Consider the following 19,333-nt stretch of genomic DNA (forward strand, 5'->3'; position numbering starts at 1 on the left):
GCGCCGGAGGCCGCCCGACCCGCAACGGGGGTTCCAGGGGGTCGCCCCCCTGGGCGACTACGTCAGGAGTTGGCCGCCGTCTACCTGGATCACCGTGCCGGTGATGTGGCCTGCCTGGTCGGAGGCCAGGAACAGGACCAGGGGGGCGACGTCGTCCGTGGTGGCGATCTTGCTCAGTGGGATGCGGGACTCCCAGGCGGCGCGGGCCTCGGCGTTCTCCATGAGACCGGCCGTCATCGGGGTGTGGACCGGTCCAGGCGCGACGCCGTTGACGCGGATGCCGTGCCCCGCCAGCTCCAGTGCGGCGGTGCGGGTGAGGGCGTCCACGGCCGCCTTGGTGGCCTCGTAGTGGCCGAGGCCGGGGGTCGGCTGGCGGGCGCCGATCGAGCTGATGTTGACGATGCGGCCCTTGGTGCCGTGCTCGATCATCTGGTTGGCCACCGCCTGCGTGACCGTGAACGTGCCGCGGAGGTTGACGGCGACGACGGTGTCGAAGATCTCCATGGGCAGCGACGTCAGCGGTCCGCCGCCCGCGACGAGGCCCGCGTTGTTGACCAGGACCTCGACCGGGCCGATGGTGTCGGCGACGTGCGCGACCCCGGCGGCGACCGCCGCCGGGTCGGTGATGTCCATGGTGACGGCGTGGCCGTCCAGCTCCTTGGCCGCTTTCGCGGCGGCCTCGGCGTCCCGGTCGGCGATCACGACGCGGTCGCCCGCGGCGGCGAACGCGGCCGCCACCCCGCGGCCGATGCCGCTCGCCCCGCCGGTGACCAGGACGACGCGTCCTGTGCCAGCGCCGGAGGCGCTCAGGGGGGTGTGGGGGGCCGTCCCCCCTTGGGGGGAAGGCGTGCTCACTTCGCCTCCGCGATGATGATGCGCGGGCTGCCGGGCAGCGCTCGGGTCTCGACCGGCTCCCAGCCCGCGGCGGTCAGCCAGCCGCGGACCTCGTCCTCGGGGTAGACGACCGTGCCGTCGATGACCAGGTACTCGCCGGCGTGCAGGGCGTCGATGGCGCGCTGCTCCGGGTCCTCGTCGAGGAAGAAGTCGAGCAGGACGAGGGTGGCGCCGGGCACGGCGGCGCGGCGGGCCTTCTCGATCAGGGCCTTGTTCTGCTCGGCGTCGAAGCGGTGGACGACATGCTCCAGCAGGACGCAGTCGAAGCCGTCCGGGATCTCGCCGGTCAGCGGGTCGGACTCGACGACGTCGCTGCGGTCGGCGAGACCGGCGTCCTCCAGGGCCTTGCGAGTGAACTCAAGGAAGTCGCCCGGCGCCACGAAGGTGCCGTGCGCCTTCTCGGCGGTGCGCAGCGCCTCGACGAGGAACGCGCCGGACAGCCCGCCGAAGTCCAGGATGCGGGAGAAGGGGGTGAAGTCGAAGTTCTCCGCCAGCATCTTCGCGTGCAGCGCGTTGTAGGTCATCACGCCGGTCATGAAGGTCTGCATCCGGTCGCCGGAGAAGTCGAGCGGCTGCGGCTCCGCGCTGGCGGTGGTGGCGGCGAAGCCGAGCCAGTGCGGGTAGCTGATCGCGTCGAGGAAGGCCAGGAACGGGCGCAGGTCGACGGCGTCCTCGCCGCCCGCGAGGTACGCGGCGGTGGCGGGGGAGTTGGTGTAGCGGCCGCCTTCGCGCTTCAGCAGGCCGAAACCGGACATGGTGTCCGCGAGGATGCGGGCGGTGCGTTCCGGCAGCCCGGCCCGGGTGGCCAGCTCGGACGCCGTCGCGGGGCCGTCCGCCAGCGCGGCGAACACGCCGGCCTCACTCGCCGCGAACAGCTGCTTGGCGGCCATATAGCCGGTGGCGACGCCGAGAATGGACGAGGGGTCGGCGCCCGGGGAGGGATGCGACATCAAACTGTCTCCTTCGCGGTGAGAATATGCAGGATGCTATACGATCTAGCATAGAGACGGCCAGGGGTTGTCCGGGCCGACCCACCCCCTCACCGGAGGACGCGATGGAGTTCGCAGAACGGGTGCCCAGGCGGCGACTCGGCGTACACGGCCCGGAGGTCCCGCTCTTGGCGCTCGGCTCCTGGAACACCTGGGACCGCATGGACCGCGAGGACGCGGCGGAGCTGGCCCGGCTCGCCGTCGACCGCGGTGTGAACATGTTCGACGTCGCGCACTACAACTTCGGCCCGCACTCCGAGAACGCCGTCACGGACGTCCTCTTTGGGCAGGCGATCCGAGATGCCGGAATCGCACGCGAAGACTACCTTCTGTGCGGGAAGCTCTGGCTGTGGGAGTATCCGGCGTCCTCGTTCGCCGAACAGATCAAGGTGTCGCTCGGCCGTATCGGCACCGACCACGCGGACACGGTCGTGGTCGGCGACTTCATGGAGCGGCCCGACCTGCACGCCGTCGTGACGGACGTGTCGGAGCTCGTCCGCGCCGGGCGGTTCTCGTCCTGGGGCGTCAACAACTGGTCGGCCTGCGACGTGCTGTTCGCCTGCCGGTTCGCGGCCGCCGAGGGCCTGGTGCCGCCGTCGTTCGCCCAGCTCAAGTACAACCTGGCCCGGCGCTCGGTGCCGGAGGGCCCGCTGTATGCCCGGTTGTTCGCCGAGGAGGGGCTCGCGCTGCAGGCGTCGGACGTGCTGGAGGGCGGCATCCTCGCCGGGAAGCTCGACCCGGAGCGCAAGATCGGCGCCGACCCCGGCGGGATCCGTGACCGGATCCGCGCCGCCTTCCCCGAGATCAGCAACATCGCGGACGGCTTCGGCGTCACCCCCGCCCAACTGGCCGTCGCGTTCTGCCTGGCCCACCCCGCGGTCGCGAACGTCCTGGTCGGCGTCAGCAGGTCCGAGCAGCTCGAGGACAACCTGGCCGCTCTCGGCCTCTGCGCCCGGCACGGCGACGAGCTGCGCGACGCCGCGGCCGGGCTGTGGCTGGACGAGGGCGTGGTGGACCCCGCGGCCTCCTGGGGAACCGACGCGCCCTCCGCGGCCCGCGACGACGCCGTCCCGTGCGGATGACGGACCGCTGATCAGGCGGGCCGCCGACCCGGCCCGCCCGGCCCGCTCAGGGCGCATGGACGGCTCAGAGCTCGTGGACGACCTCGCCGTCCAGGACGGTCATCCGCACCGGCACCGACGGCAGGGCCTCAGGTTCCGCGCCGTACAGGTCGCCGTCGAGGACGCACAGGTCGGCGACCTTTCCCGGCTCGATCGAGCCCTTCACGTCCTCCTCGCCGTCCTGCCACGCGGGCGTGATCGTGTAGGCGCGCAGCGCCTCGGCGAGCGCGAGCCGCTGCGCCTCCCCGCGGACGGAGCCGTCCAGGCCGCGCCGGGTCACCGCCGCCGCCAGCCCGGCCCGCCAGTCCGGGGTCAGCACCGGGGAGTCCGAGCTGAGGCACAGCCGGACGCCGGCGTCCAGGGCGTCGCGGGTCGGCCACGCGTCCCGGAGGGCGTCCTCGCCGAGGGCGTCGGCCAGCATCGGCTCGGTCGCGACCGGGATCCCGGCCTGGGTGTTCAGCCCGATCCCGGCGGCCGACATGACGGTCAGCGTCCGCGGCGCGAGCAGGTCGCCGTGGATGACGTAGTGCCGGGCGTCGCGCTCGTTCCGCCGGAGCGCCGCCGCCAGCGCGTCCGCCACGACCCGGGTCGTGGCGTCGCCGGTCGCGTGCACGCCGATCTGGTGCCCGGCGTCGTGCGCCGCGTCGATCATCGTGCGCAGCGCCTCCTCGCGCCGGTCGTCCGAGCGGCCCTCGATCAGCAGGGCGCCGTGGGAGCCGTCGGTGTACGGACGGTCCGTCCACGCGGTGCGCATCGGCGGGATGCCGTCGGCGAAGATCTTCACTCCCGCGACCTTGAAGCGTCCTTGCACGTCAGCGGGCGGTTTGAAGTCGCGCAGGCCGTCAAAGAACTCCTGCGCGGAGCTGCGGCCGTCCAGCTCCCCGAACAGCATCAGGGCGGTCACCCGGGCCTTGAGCCCGCCCTGCGCGGCCAGCTCGGCGTAGTCGTACAGGGCGGCCGAGCCGAAGCAGCCGGTGGCGCCGTCGTCCTCGCCGGGGCCGAGGCCGGGCTCGGTGTAGCTGGTGATCCCGAAGGAGGCGAGCAGGTCCGCGGTGCGCAGGATGGCCCGGCGCCGGTCGTCGGCGGTCTCCAGCCGGGACGGGGCCGACGGGGGCTCGTGCGCGTGGCCGCCGCCGGAACCGGCCAGCTGGTCCATGAGCAGGTTCGGCCACATCGCGCCGAGCCACATACCGTGCAGATGGGAGTCGTTGATGCCGGGTAGGACGGACCGTCCCTCCAGCCGGACGACACGCGTGCCGGGGCCGGTCAGCGGGGCCATCTCTTCGGCCGCGCCCACGCGCGCGATGCGGCCGCCGCGGACGGCGACCGCCTCGGCGACGCGGTCGCGCCCGTCGACCGTGTGGACCCTGCCACCGGTCAGGACAAGGTCGGCGGGGGAAACATCCGGCATATCCTGCTCCAACTCTGGACACCGTCGATGGGATGCAATTAACGTACACGGAATCAGATACGATTTTGGAGTGTCCAGCCCGACGGGCACGGACACACTGGGCCTTCGGAGGTTAACGATGCCCCTGGATCCCGAGGCGCAGCGGATCATCGACCGCACCCCTGCCGAGGACCCGAACGCATCAGGACCACTCGACGTCGCCGCGATGCGCGAGGGGTTCCGCCAGATGTGGGTCATGCCGGACGACCTCCCCGAGGTCGGCTCCGTCGCCGACACCACGATTCCCGGCCCGGCCGGAGAGCTGCCCGTCCGCGTGTACACGCCCAAGGGGCCGGGCCCGTTCCCCACCCTCGTCTGGTACCACGGCGGCGGCTGGACGATCGGCGGCCTCGACGAGAACGAGTACTCGTGCCGCGCCGTCTGCGGCGCCGCGGACGCGATCGTCCTCTCCGTCGACTACCGGCTCGCACCGGAGAACCCCTTCCCGGCGGCGGCCGAGGACGCCTACGCCGCCGTCGCCTGGGTCGCCGAGCACGGCGCGGAGATCGGGGCGGACCCGTCCCGGATCGCCGTCGGCGGGGAGAGCGCGGGCGGCAACCTCGCCGCCGTCGCCGCTCTCAAGGCCCGCGACCTCGGCGGCCCCGAACTGGCCCTCCAGTTGCTCGTGTCTCCCGTCCTCGGACACCCGGACGACGGGCGCGCCTCCTACGCGGAGTTCGCCGACGGGTACTTCCTCTCCAAGTCGAGTATGGACTGGTTCTTCACCACCTACCCGACCGGGCCCGCCGACCTTGACGACCCCTATCTGCTGCCCCTGCGCTCCGGCGATCTGAAGGGGCTGGCGCCCGCGCTGGTCCTGGAGGCGGAGTGCGACGTGCTCCGCGACGAGGGCGAGGAGTACGCCGCGCGGCTGAAGGAGGCGGGCGTCGAGACCGAGCTCGTCCGCTACGACGGGATCATCCACGCGTTCTTCGGCCCGCTCGCCACCGAGCTGTCGGCCGCCAAGGACGCCCAGGCCAAGGCCGCCGCCGCGCTCCGCGCCGCGTTCGGCACGGAAGGCGACCGATGACCGCTCCGGCGCTCGCCCTGGACGGCGTGAAGGTGAACCGGGCCGAGGTCCCGGTCATCCACGACGTCACGCTCGACGCCGCCCCGGGCGAGGTCACCGTCGTCCTCGGCGCGAACGGGGCCGGGAAGACGACCCTGATGGACGGCATCGCCGGCCTCGCCCCCGTCAAGTCCGGGACGATCCGGCTGGACGGGACGCCCATCGAGAAGCTCGCGCCCTACAAGCGCGCCAGGGCCGGCCTCGGCTACGTCGAGCAGGCGCGGACCACGTTCCGGACCCTCACCGTCGAGCAGAACCTCGTCGTCTCCCAGTCGGGCGACGGCGACCTCGGGACCGTCTACAAGCTCTTCCCCGAGCTGGACAAGCGGCGGACCCTGCAGGCCGGGTACCTTTCAGGCGGCGAGCAGCAGATGCTCGTGCTCGGCCGCGCGCTGGTCTCGGCGCCGAAGGTCGTCCTGATCGACGAGATGTCGCTGGGCCTCGCGCCGATGGTGGTGCGCCGCCTCATGGGCACGGTCGGCGAGCTGGCCGGGATGGGCATCGCGGTCGTGCTGATCGAGCAGTTCGCGAACCTGGCCCTCGACGTCGGCGCCCACGTCCACGTGCTGCGCAAGGGCAGCGTGGTCTTCTCCGGCCCGTGCGAGGAGCTGCGCGGCGACGAACGGCGCCTGCACCGGCTCTACTTCGGCGGACCGCCCCTGAGCGCCGCCGCCGGAGCGGACCCCGCCGCGGCGGACTCCGGTGGGGGGACCGCCCCCCACAACGGATCGGACGCGGGCAAGACAGAGAGCGAGCTTGAATGAACGTGCTGGACAAGCGGAGCCTCGGCGCCGGCCTCGGCGCCGCGGTCCTCGCGTGCGCGGTGCTGCCGGTGGTGCTGCCGCCGTACTGGGTCTACCTGGCGATCAGCGCGGCCATCAGCGCGGTGATCATGCAGAGCTTCGGCGTGATCGTCGGCCGGGCCGGCGTCATGTCGCTGTGCCAGATGTCGTTCGCGGCGATCGGCGCGTGGGTCGTGCTGCGGCTCAACGTGGCGGAGGCGCCAGGCGGCTTCTACCTGTGGCTGATCCTCGGCGGCCTCGCCGCGGTGCCCGTCGGCGTCGCGATCGGCCTGCCGGCGCTGCGCATCCGCGGCGTCAACCTCGCCGTGGTGACGTTCGGGTTCGCGGTGTCCACCGACATCGTGCTGAACGTCAACGAGTTCCCCGGCGCCAAGGACCTCACGATGCTGGACCGGCCGGCGCCGTTCGACACCGACGGCGGCTACTTCGTCTTCTGCGTGATCGTGTTCACCGTCCTGGCCGTCGCGCTCGGGATGATCGGCAAGACCCGGCTCGGCCTGTCCTGGTACGAGCTGCGGCACTCCGAGCGGTCCGCCGCCGCGCACGGCATCTCGGTGGCGCGCAGCAAGCTCGCCGCCTTCGCGATCAGCGCGTTCGTCGCCGGGATCGGCGGCGGGCTGTTGGTCGGCCAGCTCAGCCTGGTGGTGCCGCAGAACTTCGCGATGGGCCAGTCCCTCGCGCTGTTCGCCGTCGCCGTCATGATCGGCCCGCACCACCCGGAGGGCGCCGTGCTCGGCGGGATCTTCGGCGCGATCATGGGCACGATCATGGAGAAGGTCTCGCTGCCGCAGGACTTCGGCGGCGTCCTCTTCGGCGTCGGCGCGCTGCTCGCGCTGCGCAGCGGGCTGAGCCAGACCGACCTCACCCGGATGCGCAAGCGGGAGGCCGGCGCCCGCAAGCTGCTGAAAGCGGCCGAGGACAAGAAGACCGCCGAGGAGCAGGCCGCCGCCGACGGGGCCACCGTCGACGGGAAGGCCGCCGACGGGAAGTCCGGGACACCGGCCGCGCCGCTCGTCGTGCCCGCCGCGCCGCGTCCCGCGGGCGACCGGACGCCGCTCCTCACCGTCACGGGGATGACCGTCAAGTTCGGGGAGGTCGTCGCGCTCGACGCCGTCGACCTGACCGTCCCGGAAGGCGGCGTGGTCGGGCTCATCGGCCCGAACGGCGCCGGCAAGTCCACGTTCATCGCGGCGGTCAGCGGCTTCGTCGGCTACCAGGGCGCGGTCGAGCTGGCCGGACGGCCCCTGGACCGGCTCTCCCCGAACAAGCGCGCGACGCTCGGGCTGCGCCGCACCTTCCAGACCACCGTCATCGCGCCCGAGCTCACCCAGTACGAGTACCTGACGATCGGCGCGGGCCGGCGGCTGACGCGCGCCGAGGCGGACGAGCTGCTGGAGTTCTTCGGCTGCCCGCCCGGGCAGGTCCCGGTGTCCATCGTGGACGCCGGCAGCCGCAGGCTCCTCGACGTCGCGGCGGCGATCGCGGCGCGCCCCAAGGTCGCGCTGCTGGACGAGCCCGCCGCCGGGCAGTCCGCGGCCGAGTCGCTGGCGCTCGGCGCCCGGCTCGTCGCCGTCCCGGAGGCGTTCGGGGTGTCGATCCTGCTGGTCGAGCATGACATGGAGCTGGTCCAGGCGGTGTGCGAGGAGGTCACCGTCCTGGACTTCGGGAATGTGATCGCCTCAGGCCCGACCGGCGAGGTTCTGGAGGACCCCGCCGTCCGGGCCGCCTATCTCGGGGCCGCGGACGTTCCGGCGTCCTGAGCCCGTCAACCACCACCCACCTTCCCCGCGAACAAGGGCCCATACGATGAAACGCACATACACGCGCACAGCCACGGGGGCGGCCGCGGCCGCACTTCTCATCTCCATCGCCGGCGCCGGCTGCTCGGACTCCGGCGGCAGCGACGGGCCGATCAAGGTCGGTTCGATCAACGGCGTCACCGGCCTGTTCCAGACGCCCGAGGTCCCGAAGGCCGTCAAGGCGGTCTTCGACGAGGTCAACGCGGCCGGCGGGATCAACGGCCGGAAGCTGGAGCTGATCAGCAAGGACGACGCCATGGACCCGGCGCGGTCCGGCCAGGCCGCCCGGCAGCTGATCACGTCCGAGAACGTGGTCGCGCTCGCCGGCTCCTCCAGCGCGGTGGACTGCGGTGTCAACCGCGCCACCTACAGCAAGGAGAAGATCGTCTCGGTGCCGGCGATCGGCGTCGACCCGTCCTGCTTCACCAGCCCGAACATCGCGCCGGTGAACCCCGGCCCGTACACGCTCACCACGGCGATGCTGTACTACGCGTCGGAGACGCTGAAGCGCGACAAGGTCTGCCTCGCCTACACCGTCCTGCCCGGCAGCGGCGGCGGCATCGAGGCCGCCATCAAGGAGTGGACGAACCTCACCGGCAAGACCCTCACGGTCAAGAACCTCGCCGTCGGCCAGGGCGACCCGACCCGCTACCTGGTGCAGCTGAAGAACGCCGGCTGCCAGGCCGTGGCTTACAACTCGGCCGTCGGGCCGTGGTTCCAGCAGGCCAAGACGCAGGGCATGCAGAACGTCGACTTCATCCTGGCGGCGAACAGCTACTCCGACGCCAACGCCAAGGTGATCCCGGCGGGCATGAACGCCTACGCCGGCACCGAGTGGCAGCCGTACACCGACCCGACGCTGCCCGGCAACGATCGCTGGTCCAAGATCATCGAGAAGAACGGGATCCAGAAGACGGCGTTCAGCCAGGGCGCGGTCATGGCCGCGGACGTGTTCGTCCAGGTCCTCAAGACCATCAAGGGCGACATCACCCGCGAGTCGGTGACCAAGGCGTTCAAGGAGATGAAGCCGATCAACTACCCGATGGTCGGCACCCCGTACGTCTTCGGCCCCGGCAACGAGCACAACCCGATCAAGGGCAGCCAGTTCGTCAAGGCCGAGAACGGCGCCTGGAAGGTCCTGCCCGGCGGCTTCACCGTCCCCACCAAGAAGTAGCCGTGCGCACCGGGCGCGCGGGGCCTCCCCGCGCGCCCGGGCCCACCGGAGGTATCCGATGCTGAACTCTGTGATCGCCGGGCTGAGCAGCGGCGGCGGTTACGCCCTGCTCGGCCTGTGCGTCGTGCTGACCTACCGGCTCGTCGCCGTCGTCAACTTCGCGATGACGGCCGTCGGCGCGATGGGCGCGTTCGTGATGGTGACGCTCACCGACGAGGGCCTGAACGTCTGGCTGGCCCTGCTGATCGGCGCGGTCTCCGCGGCGGCGCTGTCCGGCGTGTTCGGCGCGGCGCTCGCCCGCTGGTTCGCGGGCCACCGCGAGGGGACGAAGGCCGCCGTCACGGTGGCGCTGTTCGTGGCGCTGACCGCGATCGGGGTGCGGCTGTTCGGCGGCACCTCCACCGGCGCGCGCCAGTTCCCGAACCCGTTCAGCGATCCCGTCTTCACGGTCGGGAGCGTCGTCGTGCCGCAGTCGGTGCTGGTGTCGCTGGCGTTCGCGGTGCTCATCACGGTGGCGGTCGGGCTGATGCTGACCCGCACCCGGGTCGGGCTGAAGCTGCAGGCGCTGTCGGAGCGGCCTGCCACCGCCCAGGTCGTCGGCATCCCCGCGCCGGTGCTCGCCGTCGGCGTCTGGTCCGGCGTCGGCGCCATCACGATGCTGGTGATCGTCCTGGTCGCGCCGCGGCTCGGCGGCGACTTCGGCACCCTGGCCGGGCTGATCAGCACCGCGCTGGCGGTGGCGATGGTCGGCGCGTTCCGCAACCTGCCGCTGACGCTCGCCGGCGGCCTCATCGTGGGGTGCCTGGAGGGCATGTCGGCCTCCGTCGACTCCATCCAGAAGTACCAGGGCGTCGTGCCCTTCCTGGTGATCCTCGTGCTCCTGTGGTGGCGCAGCCGCCGCGAGGTCTGGGACACCGCGCACAGCCGCTGAGCGCGGTCTGAGAGAGAAACGAGCCCTCCCGGGGGGACTGGGGGGGCGTCCCCCCAGATGAAGAAACGAGGAAGAATGCTCCACCCGACCTCAACCAGGGCCGCAGTGCTGCGCGAGCACGGCGCGGACCTGAGCATCGAGGAGCTGCCGCTGCCCGCCGAGTGCGAGCCGGGCGCGGCGCTCGTCCGGGTCGACTGCGCGACGCTGTGCGCGACGGACGTGCACCTGTGGTCCGGCGCCATGTCGTTCCCGGAGATGCTGCCGATCGTCCTCGGCCACGAGACGATGGGCACCGTCTGCGCCGTCGGCCCCGGGGCCCGCGACGCGCTCGGCCGGGACGTCAAGGTCGGCGACCGCATCGGCTGGTCGGAGTCGGTGTGCGGGCACTGCTACGGCTGCGCCGTCCTGCGCAACCCCGTCGCGTGCTCCGAGCGCGGCTACGGGTTCCTGCTGCGCGCCGACCGCTTCCCCTACGCGACGGGCGGGCTCGCCGGGCACAACTACGTGACGCCGGGGGCGCTGAAGCTCGTCCTGCCCGACGAGGTCAAGGACACCTGGGCGGCGTCGGCGGGGTGCGCGGTCAAGACCGTCCTGCACGCCTTCGACCGGGCCGGGGGAGTGCGTCCCGGATCGTCCGTCGTGGTGCAGGGCGCGGGCGCGCTCGGGATCGTCGCGACGGCCGTGGCGAGCCTGTCGGGCGCCGGCAAGGTGATCACGATCGGCGCGCCCGACGCCCGGCTCGACCTGGCCCGCCGCTTCGGCGCCGACGAGACCATCGGGCTGGACGGTGACGGCGACTCCCGGGTCGCCGCCGTCATGGAGGCCACGCAGGGGCGCGGCGCCGAACTCGTCCTCGACCTCGCCGGGGCGCCCGGCATCGGCGCGGAGGCGGTCGGCATGGCCGCGTTCGGCGGCCGGTTCGTCATCGTCGGCAGCACCGGCTTCCAGCCGGACCAGCTCTCCCTCGGCGCGATCATGGGCAAGGAGCTGAACGTGCTCGGCTCGCTGAACGGCGACGTCGGCGACCTCTACCGCAGCATCGAGTTCCTGCGCGGCTCCGCGGACCGCTTCCCCTGGGACGACCTGTTCAGCGCCCCGGGCGGCCTGGACGGGGCGTCCGGCGCGCTGTCGGCCATGTCGCGGCTGGAGCAGGTCAAGGCCGTCATCAACCCCAACCGGTAAAGGAAACTCCCCCCTCGTGTCTCCACAGAAGGTCCCCCATCGCCGCCTCGGCTCCGCCGGTCCCGAGGCATCCGTCCTGTCGCTCGGCTCCTGGCACACCTACGACCGGATGGACTTCGGCGACGCCGTGACGATGCTCCGGCACGCCGTCGACTCCGGCATCAACCTGTTCGACGTCGCCGTCTACGGCATCCCCGGCGTCCATCCGCCGGTGTTCACCGACGTGCTGTTCTCCGCGATGGTCCGCGCCGCCGGGATCGCCCGGGACGACTATTTGCTGTCCACGAAGCTGTGGCTGGAGGGGTACCCCGAGCACTCGATGCGCGACCAGCTGACCAACGCGCTGTTCCGGGTCGGCGCCGACCACGCGGACGTGGCCGTCCTCGGCGACATCCGCAGCGATGACCTCGACCTCAAGGCGCTCGCCGAGGACCTCGCCGCGCTGGAGCGGGAGGGCCTGCTCGGCTGCTGGGGCGTCAACAACTGGTCGGCCACCGCCGTCCGGACGATCCGCGAGCACGCCCTCGCCGCCGGATCGCCCGGCCCGCAGCTCGCCCAGCTGAAGTACAGCCCGTGCCGGCGCTCCATCCCGGACGGCGAGCCGTTCGCGGCCGTCTTCGCCGAAGGCGTTTCGCTGCAGGCGTCGGACGTCCTGGAGGGCGGCATCCTGGCGGGCAAGTCGGGTGAGTCCCGGCAGATCGGCCGCGACCCGGGCGACATCCGCCCGCGCATCCAGGAGGCCGCGAAGGGCCTCGCCGACCTGGGCAGGGAGCTGGACGCCAGCCCGGCCCAGCTCTGCATCGCGTTCACGCTCACGCACCCGTCCACGAGCACGGTGCTGTTCGGCTCGACGAGCCTTCAGCAGCTCACGGACAACATCGCGGCGCTGGACCTCCTGGACCGCGTCGGCGCGTCCCGCCTCCGTTCCATGATGGACCCGTTCTGGGCCGACCGCGACATCGTCGACCCCGAGGGCCCCTGACCCCGATCCCGCCGGGACCGGCCGACGGCCGGCCCCGGCGGTACGGGCCCGGCCTGGGCGGCGGCCGGGGCTCGGTCAGGGCTCGGTCAGGGCCGCGATGGCCTGCTCCGGCGTCTCGTAGGCGATGAGGTGGCGGTCCAGGCCGCTGCGTTCGATGATCGTGCGGAACCGCCGCTCCGGGCGGGCGAGGACGAGCTCGCCGCCCGCCCCGCGCGCCGCCTTCCACAGCACGATCAGGGCGTTGAGCCCGGAGGAGTCGCAGAACCCGACCCCGCCGATGTCCATCACGACCTTCGGCGGCCCGTCCAGCCGGCCGATGTCCGCGAGGACGTGCTCCCGCAGCCGGCCCGCCGTCACGAGCGTCAGCTCGCCGCCCGCCTCCACGAGCAGGCAGGGCCCGCGGACCTCGCTGCGGACCCGCAGCCGGTCGGGGCCCGCGGCGTCCGGCCGCCCCTCCGCGTCGTGCGACACCCTGATCACCTTCCGTCATCGCGCAGGGATCTCGCCTACCCACGACAGCGCAGGTCATGCAGCGCGCCGGCGGCCGCGTCCGGACCGGTGTCCCGGCGGCCGGGCGCGCCCTTATCAACCGGTTTAGCTTAGGCTAGCCTTATCTCGTGCTGTCCCCCGTGCGAAGGCGCCCGCCTCGAACCCCGGAGAAGGCGGGCGGGCCGCGCGGTCGCGGCGCCCACCTGGGAGGGCTGGCGCTGCTCACGGCCGTGCTCCTGCTGACGGTCGTGGCGAGCCTCGCGATCGGGGCCGGGGACGTCCCGCTCGGACGGGTCCTGCCCGGAGTCTTCTCTCCGGACGACGCCTCGCGGCCGGACCTGATCGTCCACGAGCTGCGGCTGCCGCGCACGGTCCTCGGCATCGCCGTCGGGATGGCGCTGGGCCTGGCCGGCGCGGTGATGCAGGCGCTCACCCGCAACCCGCTCGCCGAGCCGGGGCTGCTCGGCGTGAACGGCGGCGCGGCGCTCGCGGTCGTCATCGTCATCGGATCGACCCGGGTGGACGACCCGCTCGTCTACGTGTGGGCGGCGTTCCTGGGCGCGGCGGGCGCGGCGATGCTCGTCTACATGATCGGCGCGCGGGGGCGGGGCGGCGCGTCGCCCGCGCGGCTGGTGCTCGCCGGCGCCGCCGTCGAGGCCGTGTTCACCGCGCTCACGGCCGGGCTGATGCTGCTCAGCCCCGGCAGCTTCGGCGGCTTCCGGTTCTGGCAGGTCGGCAGCCTCGGCGGCCGGGAGATGTCGGTCTTCCTCCGCATCCTGCCGTTCGTGCTGGCCGGGACGATCCTGGCGCTGCTGCTGGCCCGTCCGCTGAACGCGCTCGGCATGGGCGACGAGGCGGGCAAGGCGCTCGGCTCCCGCCCGGGCCGGACGCGGGCGCTCGGGGCCCTCGCGGTCGTGGTGCTCTGCGGGTCCGCGACGGCGGCCGCGGGGCCGATCGTGTTCCTCGGGCTGGCGGTGCCGTTCATCGTCCGGACGGCGGTCGGGCCCGACCAGCGGCTCGTGCTGCCGTACTCGCTGCTGCTCGCGCCCGTCCTGCTGCTCGGCGCGGACATCTTCGGCCGGGTCATCGCGCCCGGCGAGCTGGAGACCGGGATCGTCACCGCGTTCCTCGGGGCGCCGCTGTTCGCGGTGATGGTCCGGCGGGGAAGGACGCGCGACCTATGAGAGTGATGCGCGCGGGCGCGCTGTCGGTGCGCTGGGAGCCGCGGGCCGCGGCGGTGTGCGGGGTGCTGGCGCTGGTCGCGGCGTCCGCGGCCGTCCTCGTCGTCGGGTCGGGCGAGTTCCCGATCTCACCGCCGGACGTGGTGCGCGTCCTGGTCGGGCAGGGCGACCAGGCCACCGAGTTCATCGTCACGACGCTGCGGCTCCCGCGCGCGGTCACCGGGCTGCTCGCCGGGCTCGCGCTCGGCCTCAGCGGCGCGATCTTCCAGAGCATCTCCCGCAACCCGCTCGGCAGCCCCGACCTGATCGGGTTCACCACCGGGTCGGCGTCCGGCGCGCTGCTGCAGATCCTCGTGTTCGGCGGCGGCGCGGTCGCGATCACCGTCAGCTCGGTCGCGGGCTCGGTGCTGACCGCGGCGGGCGTGTACCTGGTCGCCTACCGGCGCGGCGGCGGCGTCCACGGCGTCCGGCTGGTGCTGATCGGCGTCGCGGCGGCGGCGATGCTGCAGGCGCTGAACTCCTACCTCATCACCCGCGCGGAGCTGCGCGAGGGCTACGAGGCCGCGTTCTGGCTGACCGGCAGCCTGAACGGGCGGGACTGGGACCAGGCCGTCCCGCTCGGGATCGCGCTGGCGGTGCTCGTCCCGGCGGCGCTGCTGCTCGCCCGCCCGCTCGGCATGGGCGAGCTGGGCGACGACGCCGCGCAGGCGCTCGGCGTGCCCGTCCAGCGGACCCGGGCGCTGCTCACGGTCGCCGGGGTGGGCCTCGTCGCGGCGGCCACCGCGGCGGCCGGGCCCGTCCCGTTCGTCGCGCTCGCCGCGCCGCAGCTCGCCCGGCGGATGACGCGCCGGGCCGGCGCGCAGCTGCTGCCCGCCGCGCTGACCGGCGCGGCGCTGCTGGCCACCGCCGATCTGATCTCGCTCCACCTGCCGGTCGCGATGCCGGTGGGCGTCGTCACCGGCGTCCTCGGCGGCGCGTACCTGGCCTGGCTGCTGTCGACCACCGGACGGAAGGGGATGGCGTGACCCGGTTGCGCGCGGACGACCTCACCCTGGCCTACGAGAGGCGGGTCGTCGCCGAGAACCTCGGCGTGGAGATCCCGGACGAGTCGTTCACCGTCATCGTCGGGCCGAACGCCTGCGGCAAGTCGACGCTGCTGCGCGCCCTCGCCCGGCTGCTTCGTCCCCGCGCGGGGACCGTCTACCTGGACGACGCCCCGATCGCCGCCCTGCCGCCGAAACGGCTCGCGCGGCGGCTCGGCCTCCTGCCGCAGTCGCCGCTGACGCCCGAGGGCATCACGGTCGCCGACCTCGTCGCGCGGGGCCGCTACCCGCACCAGGGGCTGCTGCGCCAGTGGTCGCGCGAGGACGAGGCCGCCGTGGCCGAGGCCATGGCCGCCGTCGGCGTCACCGACCTCGCCGGACGCGTCGTGGACGAGCTGTCCGGCGGCCAGCGGCAGCGGGTCTGGCTGGCGCTCGTCCTGGCCCAGGAGACCGGCATCATGCTGCTGGACGAGCCCACGACCTACCTCGACATCGCGCACCAGATCGAGGTGCTCGACCTGTGCGCGCGGCTGCACGAGGAGGGGCGCACGCTCGTCGCGGTGCTGCACGACCTCAACCACGCCTGCCGGTACGCCACCCATCTGATCGCGATGCGCGGCGGCGAGATCCTCGCGGAGGGCCCGCCCGCCGAGATCGTCACCGCCGACCTCGTGGAGCGCGTGTTCGGCCTGCCGTGCCGCGTCATCCCCGACCCGGAGACGGACACGCCGCTGATCGTCCCGGCGGACCGGCGGCGGGCGTTGACGGCCGGAAAACCTCTCAATTAGGTTAGCCTTACCTAAACAGAGGGGAGTGCCGTGCCCACCGCGCTGACCTGGGAAGACCTGCACGCCGCGCTGGCGGAGGTGCTCGGCGAGCCCGCCGGGGCCGACGAGAACCTCATCGAGCTCGGGATGGACTCGATCCGGCTCATGCAGCTGACCGGGCGGCTGCGCCGCCGCGGCGTCGAGATCCGGTTCGCCGAGCTGGCCGAGCGCCCGACGCTCGCCGGCTGGTGGGCCCTGCTCGCGGAGAAGGGCCAGGTCGAGGCGTCCGCGGGCCCGCCCGAGCCGGAGACCGGCGCGGCGGAGACCGGCGCGGCGGACCTCGACCCGGCCGAGATCGAGCCCGACGGGCCGTTCCCGCTCGCGCTGATGCAGCACGCCTACTGGATCGGCCGCGACTCCGGTCAGTCGCTCGGCTCCGTCGCCGCGCACCTGTACGTCGAGCTGGACGGCCGCGAGATCGACCCCGCCCGGCTGGAGGACGCCGTCCGCGCCCTGGTGGCGCGGCACCCGATGCTCCGCGTCGCCGTGTCCGACGACGGCACGCAGCGCATCCTGCCCGAGCGTCCAGGGCCCGCCGTGACCGTCCACGACCTGCGCGCGTCCGCCGACCCCGAGGCCGGGCTTGAGGCGATCCGCGCGGAAATGTCGGAGCAGCGTCTCCCGATCGAGGACGGCCGCGTCTTCGACGCCCGCCTCAGCCTGCTGCCCGCCGGGACGTCCCGCCTCCACCTGGACGTCGACATGGTCGCCGCCGACGCGATGAGCTACCGCGTCATGCTGGACGACCTCGCCGCCCTGTACGAGGGCGGGACGCTCGCGCCGATCCGCTACGGCTACGCCCGCTACCTCGCCGACGACCCCCGCGCCGGCGCCCGCGAGCAGGACCGCCGCTGGTGGGCCGACCGGCTCGCCGACCTGCCGGGGCCGCCGGAGCTGCCGGTCGTGCCCGAGCCCGGGAACCGCGTCGAGCGCAAGCACCACTGGCTCTCGCCGGACGACAAGGCCCGCTTCATCGCCCGCGCGCACGCCGAGGGCGTCACCCCCGCGATGGCCCTCGCGGCGGTGTTCGCCGAGGTCATCGGCGCCTGGTCGGCGACGCCCCGGTTCCTGCTGAACCTGCCGCTGTTCCACCGCGAGCCCGTCCACCCCGACGTGGACAAGGTCGTCGGCGACTTCACCGGCTCCATCATGCTGGAGGCCGACCTCACCGAGGACCTCACCTTCATCGCCCGCGCCCGCGCCGTGCAGGCGAACCTGCACACGGCGGGCGCGCACAGCGACTACTCCGGCCTGGAGGTGCTGCGCGACCTGTCCCGGCTGCGCGGCGAGCAGGTCCTCGCGCCGATCGTCTACACGAGCGCGCTCAACCTGGGCGAGCTGTTCGGCGACCGCGTCCGCGGGCACTTCGGCGAACCGGGCTGGATCGTCTCGCAGGGCCCGCAGGTGCTGCTGGACGCGCAGGTCACCGAGGTGTCCGGCGGCCTGCTGCTGAACTGGGACGTGCGCCGTCCGGCGTTCCCGGACGGCGTCGCCGAGGCGATGTTCGACGCGTACACCTCCGCGATCACCCGTCTCGGCGCGCCCGGCGCCGACTGGGACGCGCCCCTCGGGATCGCGGCGCCGCCGCCGCAGCTGCGCGTCCGGCACGGCCTGAACGCGACCCCGGCGCCGCCGCCGCGCACCCTGACCGAGGGGTTCTTCGAGAACGCGCGCCGCCGTCCGGACGCCCCGGCGCTGCACTGGGGCGACGACGGGACGCTCACCTACGGCGAACTCGCCACCCGCGCGCTGCGCATCGCGTCCGGCCTGGCCGGGGAAGGGGTGCGGCCCGGCGACCGGGTGTCGGTCGAGCTTGCGAAGGGCCCGGACCAGGCAGCGGCCGTCCTCGGCGTCCTCGCCGCGGGCGCCGCCTACGTCCCCATCGGCCCGGAGCAGCCCGAGGCCCGCCGCGCCAAGATCCGCGCGACCGCCCGTGTCGCGGCGTCCCTCACCCCGGATCGGATCGTGGACGCCGAGCCGCTGGCGGAGCCGGTGAAGGTCCGCCCCGAACAGGTGGCCTACGTGCTGTTCACGTCCGGGTCGACGGGCGAGCCGAAGGGCGTCGAGGTGCCGCACGGCGCGGCCATGAACACCATCGGCGACCTCGCCGAGCGGTTCGCGCTCGGCCCGGACGACGTCACCTTCGGGATCTCCGCGCTCGACTTCGACCTGTCGGTGTTCGACCTGTTCGCGCCGTGGCACGCGGGCGGCGCGGTCGTCCTTCCGGACGAGGACGAGCGCCGCGACGCCGCGCGCTGGGCCGACCTCGTCCGGCGGCGGTCGGTGACGGTGCTGAACTGCGTCCCGTCCGTGCTGGAGATGCTGCTGAACGCCGGCCGCGCCGAGAGCCTGCGGCTGGTGCTGCTCGGCGGCGACTGGGTCGGCACGCACCTGCCCGCGCTGCTGGACGAGCGCGCCCCCGGCTGCCGCTTCGTCGCGCTCGGCGGGACGACGGAGACCGCGATCCACTCCACCGTGCAGGAGGTCGCGGGGGAGGTGCCGTCCGACTGGCACGCCGTCCCGTACGGGGTCCCGCTGCGCGGCGTCGCCTGCCGGGTCGTGGACGAGCTGGGCCGCGACCGTCCCGACTGGGTGGCGGGCGAGCTGTGGATCGGCGGCTCCGGCGTCGCGGACGGCTACGCCGCCGACCCGGAGCGCACCGCCGACCGGTTCGTCGTCCACGACGGCGCCCGCTGGTACCGGACGGGCGACCTCGCCCGCTACCGCCCGGGCGGGACCCTGGAGTTCCTCGGCCGCCGCGACCACCAGGTCAAGGTCCGCGGGTTCCGGATCGAGCTCGGCGAGGTCGAGGCCGCGCTGCGCGACCACCCCGCCGTGGGCCGGGCCGTCGCGCTGCTGGCGAACGGACGCCTCTCCGCCACCGTCCAGGCCGGGGAGGGGCTCGACCGGGACGCGGTGCTGGCGCACGTCCGGGAGCTGCTGCCGCCGCACATGGTCCCTGAGCTGCTCGTCCGCGTGGACGAGCTGCCGCTGACCGCCAACGGCAAGGTCGACCGGAAGGCGCTCGCCGCGCTGGCCGCCACCGAGGCGGGCGAGGCGGCCGGTGCCTACGTCGAGCCGGAGACGCCGCTGGAGAAGGTCCTGGCCCGGATCGTGGCCGGCGTGCTGGGGCGGGAGCGCGTCGGCGCGGACGCCGACTTCTTCGCGCTCGGCGGCGACTCCGTCCTCGCGACCACCGTGATCGCGCGGCTGCGGGAGGCGCTCGACACGACCGCGCTGCCCGTCCGGGTGCTGTTCGCCGAGCGGACCGTCGCGCGCGTCTGCCGCCGCTTCACCGAGCTGGAGGAGGCGCCGGGACGCCTGGCGGCCGTCGCCGCGATCTGGCTGGAGGTCGAGGCCATGAGCGAGGAGGAGCTCGCCGCCCGCCTCGGCTGACGG

Annotated in this window: 16 protein-coding genes; 12 read left to right on the forward strand and 4 right to left on the reverse strand. The window is 73.5% G+C overall.

Annotation, left to right across the window (positions count from 1 at the left end; genetic code table 11):
- Window positions 1–57: 57 nt before the first annotated feature.
- Both ETD83_RS12110 and ETD83_RS12115 read right to left on the reverse strand, forming a co-directional pair.
- Entirely contained in the window at window positions 58–855 is a 798-nt protein-coding gene (locus ETD83_RS12110) for an SDR family NAD(P)-dependent oxidoreductase (protein WP_230420843.1), read from the reverse strand.
- Window positions 852–1,844 (reverse strand): methyltransferase, encoded by a 993-nt coding sequence (locus ETD83_RS12115; RefSeq protein WP_138645195.1) that lies wholly within the window; start codon window positions 1,842–1,844, stop codon window positions 852–854. The genes ETD83_RS12110 and ETD83_RS12115 overlap by 4 nt, the downstream gene beginning before the upstream one ends.
- Window positions 1,845–1,948: 104 nt before the next feature.
- Here ETD83_RS12115 and ETD83_RS12120 point away from each other — a divergent pair, with 104 nt between their 5' ends.
- Window positions 1,949–2,965, forward strand: coding sequence for an aldo/keto reductase (locus ETD83_RS12120; RefSeq protein ID WP_138645196.1), 1,017 nt, complete (start codon window positions 1,949–1,951; stop codon window positions 2,963–2,965).
- 64 nt (window positions 2,966–3,029) lie between these two features.
- On the opposite strand, the gene ETD83_RS12125 is transcribed toward ETD83_RS12120, so the two are convergent.
- Window positions 3,030–4,415 carry an amidohydrolase gene (locus ETD83_RS12125; RefSeq protein ID WP_138645197.1) on the reverse strand — a complete coding sequence of 462 codons (1,386 nt, stop codon included), beginning with the start codon at window positions 4,413–4,415 and terminating at the stop codon, window positions 3,030–3,032.
- A gap of 118 nt (window positions 4,416–4,533) precedes the next feature.
- On the opposite strand from ETD83_RS12125, the gene ETD83_RS12130 reads away from it, so the two are divergent.
- The 7 genes from ETD83_RS12130 (at window position 4,534) to ETD83_RS12160 (ending at window position 12,394) form a co-directional block, all read left to right on the forward strand.
- Window positions 4,534–5,484 (forward strand): alpha/beta hydrolase, encoded by a 951-nt coding sequence (locus ETD83_RS12130; RefSeq protein ID WP_138645198.1) that lies wholly within the window; start codon window positions 4,534–4,536, stop codon window positions 5,482–5,484.
- Complete coding sequence (locus tag ETD83_RS12135) at window positions 5,481–6,287, forward strand: ABC transporter ATP-binding protein (protein WP_138645199.1); 807 nt, start codon at window positions 5,481–5,483, stop codon at window positions 6,285–6,287. Before ETD83_RS12130 ends, ETD83_RS12135 begins: the two co-directional genes overlap by 4 nt.
- A complete protein-coding gene (locus ETD83_RS12140) occupies window positions 6,284–8,086 on the forward strand; it encodes a branched-chain amino acid ABC transporter ATP-binding protein/permease (RefSeq protein ID WP_138645200.1) in 1,803 nt (600 codons plus the stop codon). The genes ETD83_RS12135 and ETD83_RS12140 overlap by 4 nt, the downstream gene beginning before the upstream one ends.
- A 46-nt stretch (window positions 8,087–8,132) precedes the next feature.
- Window positions 8,133–9,299, forward strand: coding sequence for an ABC transporter substrate-binding protein (locus ETD83_RS12145; RefSeq protein ID WP_138645201.1), 1,167 nt, complete (start codon window positions 8,133–8,135; stop codon window positions 9,297–9,299).
- 58 nt (window positions 9,300–9,357) lie between these two features.
- Window positions 9,358–10,230, forward strand: coding sequence for a branched-chain amino acid ABC transporter permease (locus ETD83_RS12150; RefSeq protein WP_138645202.1), 873 nt, complete (start codon window positions 9,358–9,360; stop codon window positions 10,228–10,230).
- Window positions 10,231–10,305: 75 nt separating this feature from the next.
- Window positions 10,306–11,412: a zinc-binding dehydrogenase gene (locus tag ETD83_RS12155; protein ID WP_138645203.1), complete on the forward strand. Its 1,107-nt coding sequence runs from the start codon at window positions 10,306–10,308 to the stop codon at window positions 11,410–11,412.
- Between the two features lie 16 nt (window positions 11,413–11,428).
- Window positions 11,429–12,394, forward strand: a complete 966-nt coding sequence (locus ETD83_RS12160; RefSeq protein ID WP_138645204.1) for an aldo/keto reductase — start codon at window positions 11,429–11,431, stop codon at window positions 12,392–12,394.
- 75 nt (window positions 12,395–12,469) lie between these two features.
- Here the strand turns inward: ETD83_RS12160 and ETD83_RS12165 are convergent, their stop codons facing one another.
- Window positions 12,470–12,865 carry an STAS domain-containing protein gene (locus tag ETD83_RS12165; RefSeq protein WP_171064159.1) on the reverse strand — a complete coding sequence of 132 codons (396 nt, stop codon included), beginning with the start codon at window positions 12,863–12,865 and terminating at the stop codon, window positions 12,470–12,472.
- A gap of 146 nt (window positions 12,866–13,011) precedes the next feature.
- On the opposite strand from ETD83_RS12165, the gene ETD83_RS12170 reads away from it, so the two are divergent.
- The 4 genes from ETD83_RS12170 to ETD83_RS12185 are packed head-to-tail and all read left to right on the forward strand — an operon-like array spanning window position 13,012 to window position 19,330.
- On the forward strand, window positions 13,012–14,067 hold the full coding sequence (locus tag ETD83_RS12170) for a FecCD family ABC transporter permease (RefSeq protein WP_230420844.1): 1,056 nt from the start codon (window positions 13,012–13,014) through the stop codon (window positions 14,065–14,067).
- Window positions 14,064–15,089, forward strand: a complete 1,026-nt coding sequence (locus ETD83_RS12175; protein ID WP_138645206.1) for a FecCD family ABC transporter permease — start codon at window positions 14,064–14,066, stop codon at window positions 15,087–15,089. The genes ETD83_RS12170 and ETD83_RS12175 overlap by 4 nt, the downstream gene beginning before the upstream one ends.
- On the forward strand, window positions 15,086–15,895 hold the full coding sequence (locus tag ETD83_RS12180) for an ABC transporter ATP-binding protein (RefSeq protein WP_138645207.1): 810 nt from the start codon (window positions 15,086–15,088) through the stop codon (window positions 15,893–15,895). The genes ETD83_RS12175 and ETD83_RS12180 overlap by 4 nt, the downstream gene beginning before the upstream one ends.
- Window positions 15,896–15,925: 30 nt before the next feature.
- Window positions 15,926–19,330: a non-ribosomal peptide synthetase gene (locus ETD83_RS12185; protein ID WP_230420845.1), complete on the forward strand. Its 3,405-nt coding sequence runs from the start codon at window positions 15,926–15,928 to the stop codon at window positions 19,328–19,330.
- Window positions 19,331–19,333 lie beyond the last annotated feature (3 nt).

The organism is Actinomadura soli (assembly GCF_005889715.1).
Classification (GTDB): Bacteria; Actinomycetota; Actinomycetes; order Streptosporangiales; family Streptosporangiaceae; genus Spirillospora; species Spirillospora soli.

Coding starts and splice junctions, on each gene's coding strand:
- ETD83_RS12115 (WP_138645195.1), bottom strand. CDS start 1,844: ATGTCGCATCCCTCCCCGGGCGCCGACCCCTCGTCCATTCTCGGCGTC.
- ETD83_RS12120 (WP_138645196.1), top strand. CDS start 1,949: ATGGAGTTCGCAGAACGGGTGCCCAGGCGGCGACTCGGCGTACACGGC.
- ETD83_RS12125 (WP_138645197.1), bottom strand. CDS start 4,415: ATGCCGGATGTTTCCCCCGCCGACCTTGTCCTGACCGGTGGCAGGGTC.
- ETD83_RS12130 (WP_138645198.1), top strand. CDS start 4,534: ATGCCCCTGGATCCCGAGGCGCAGCGGATCATCGACCGCACCCCTGCC.
- ETD83_RS12135 (WP_138645199.1), top strand. CDS start 5,481: ATGACCGCTCCGGCGCTCGCCCTGGACGGCGTGAAGGTGAACCGGGCC.
- ETD83_RS12140 (WP_138645200.1), top strand. CDS start 6,284: ATGAACGTGCTGGACAAGCGGAGCCTCGGCGCCGGCCTCGGCGCCGCG.
- ETD83_RS12145 (WP_138645201.1), top strand. CDS start 8,133: ATGAAACGCACATACACGCGCACAGCCACGGGGGCGGCCGCGGCCGCA.
- ETD83_RS12150 (WP_138645202.1), top strand. CDS start 9,358: ATGCTGAACTCTGTGATCGCCGGGCTGAGCAGCGGCGGCGGTTACGCC.
- ETD83_RS12155 (WP_138645203.1), top strand. CDS start 10,306: ATGCTCCACCCGACCTCAACCAGGGCCGCAGTGCTGCGCGAGCACGGC.
- ETD83_RS12175 (WP_138645206.1), top strand. CDS start 14,064: ATGAGAGTGATGCGCGCGGGCGCGCTGTCGGTGCGCTGGGAGCCGCGG.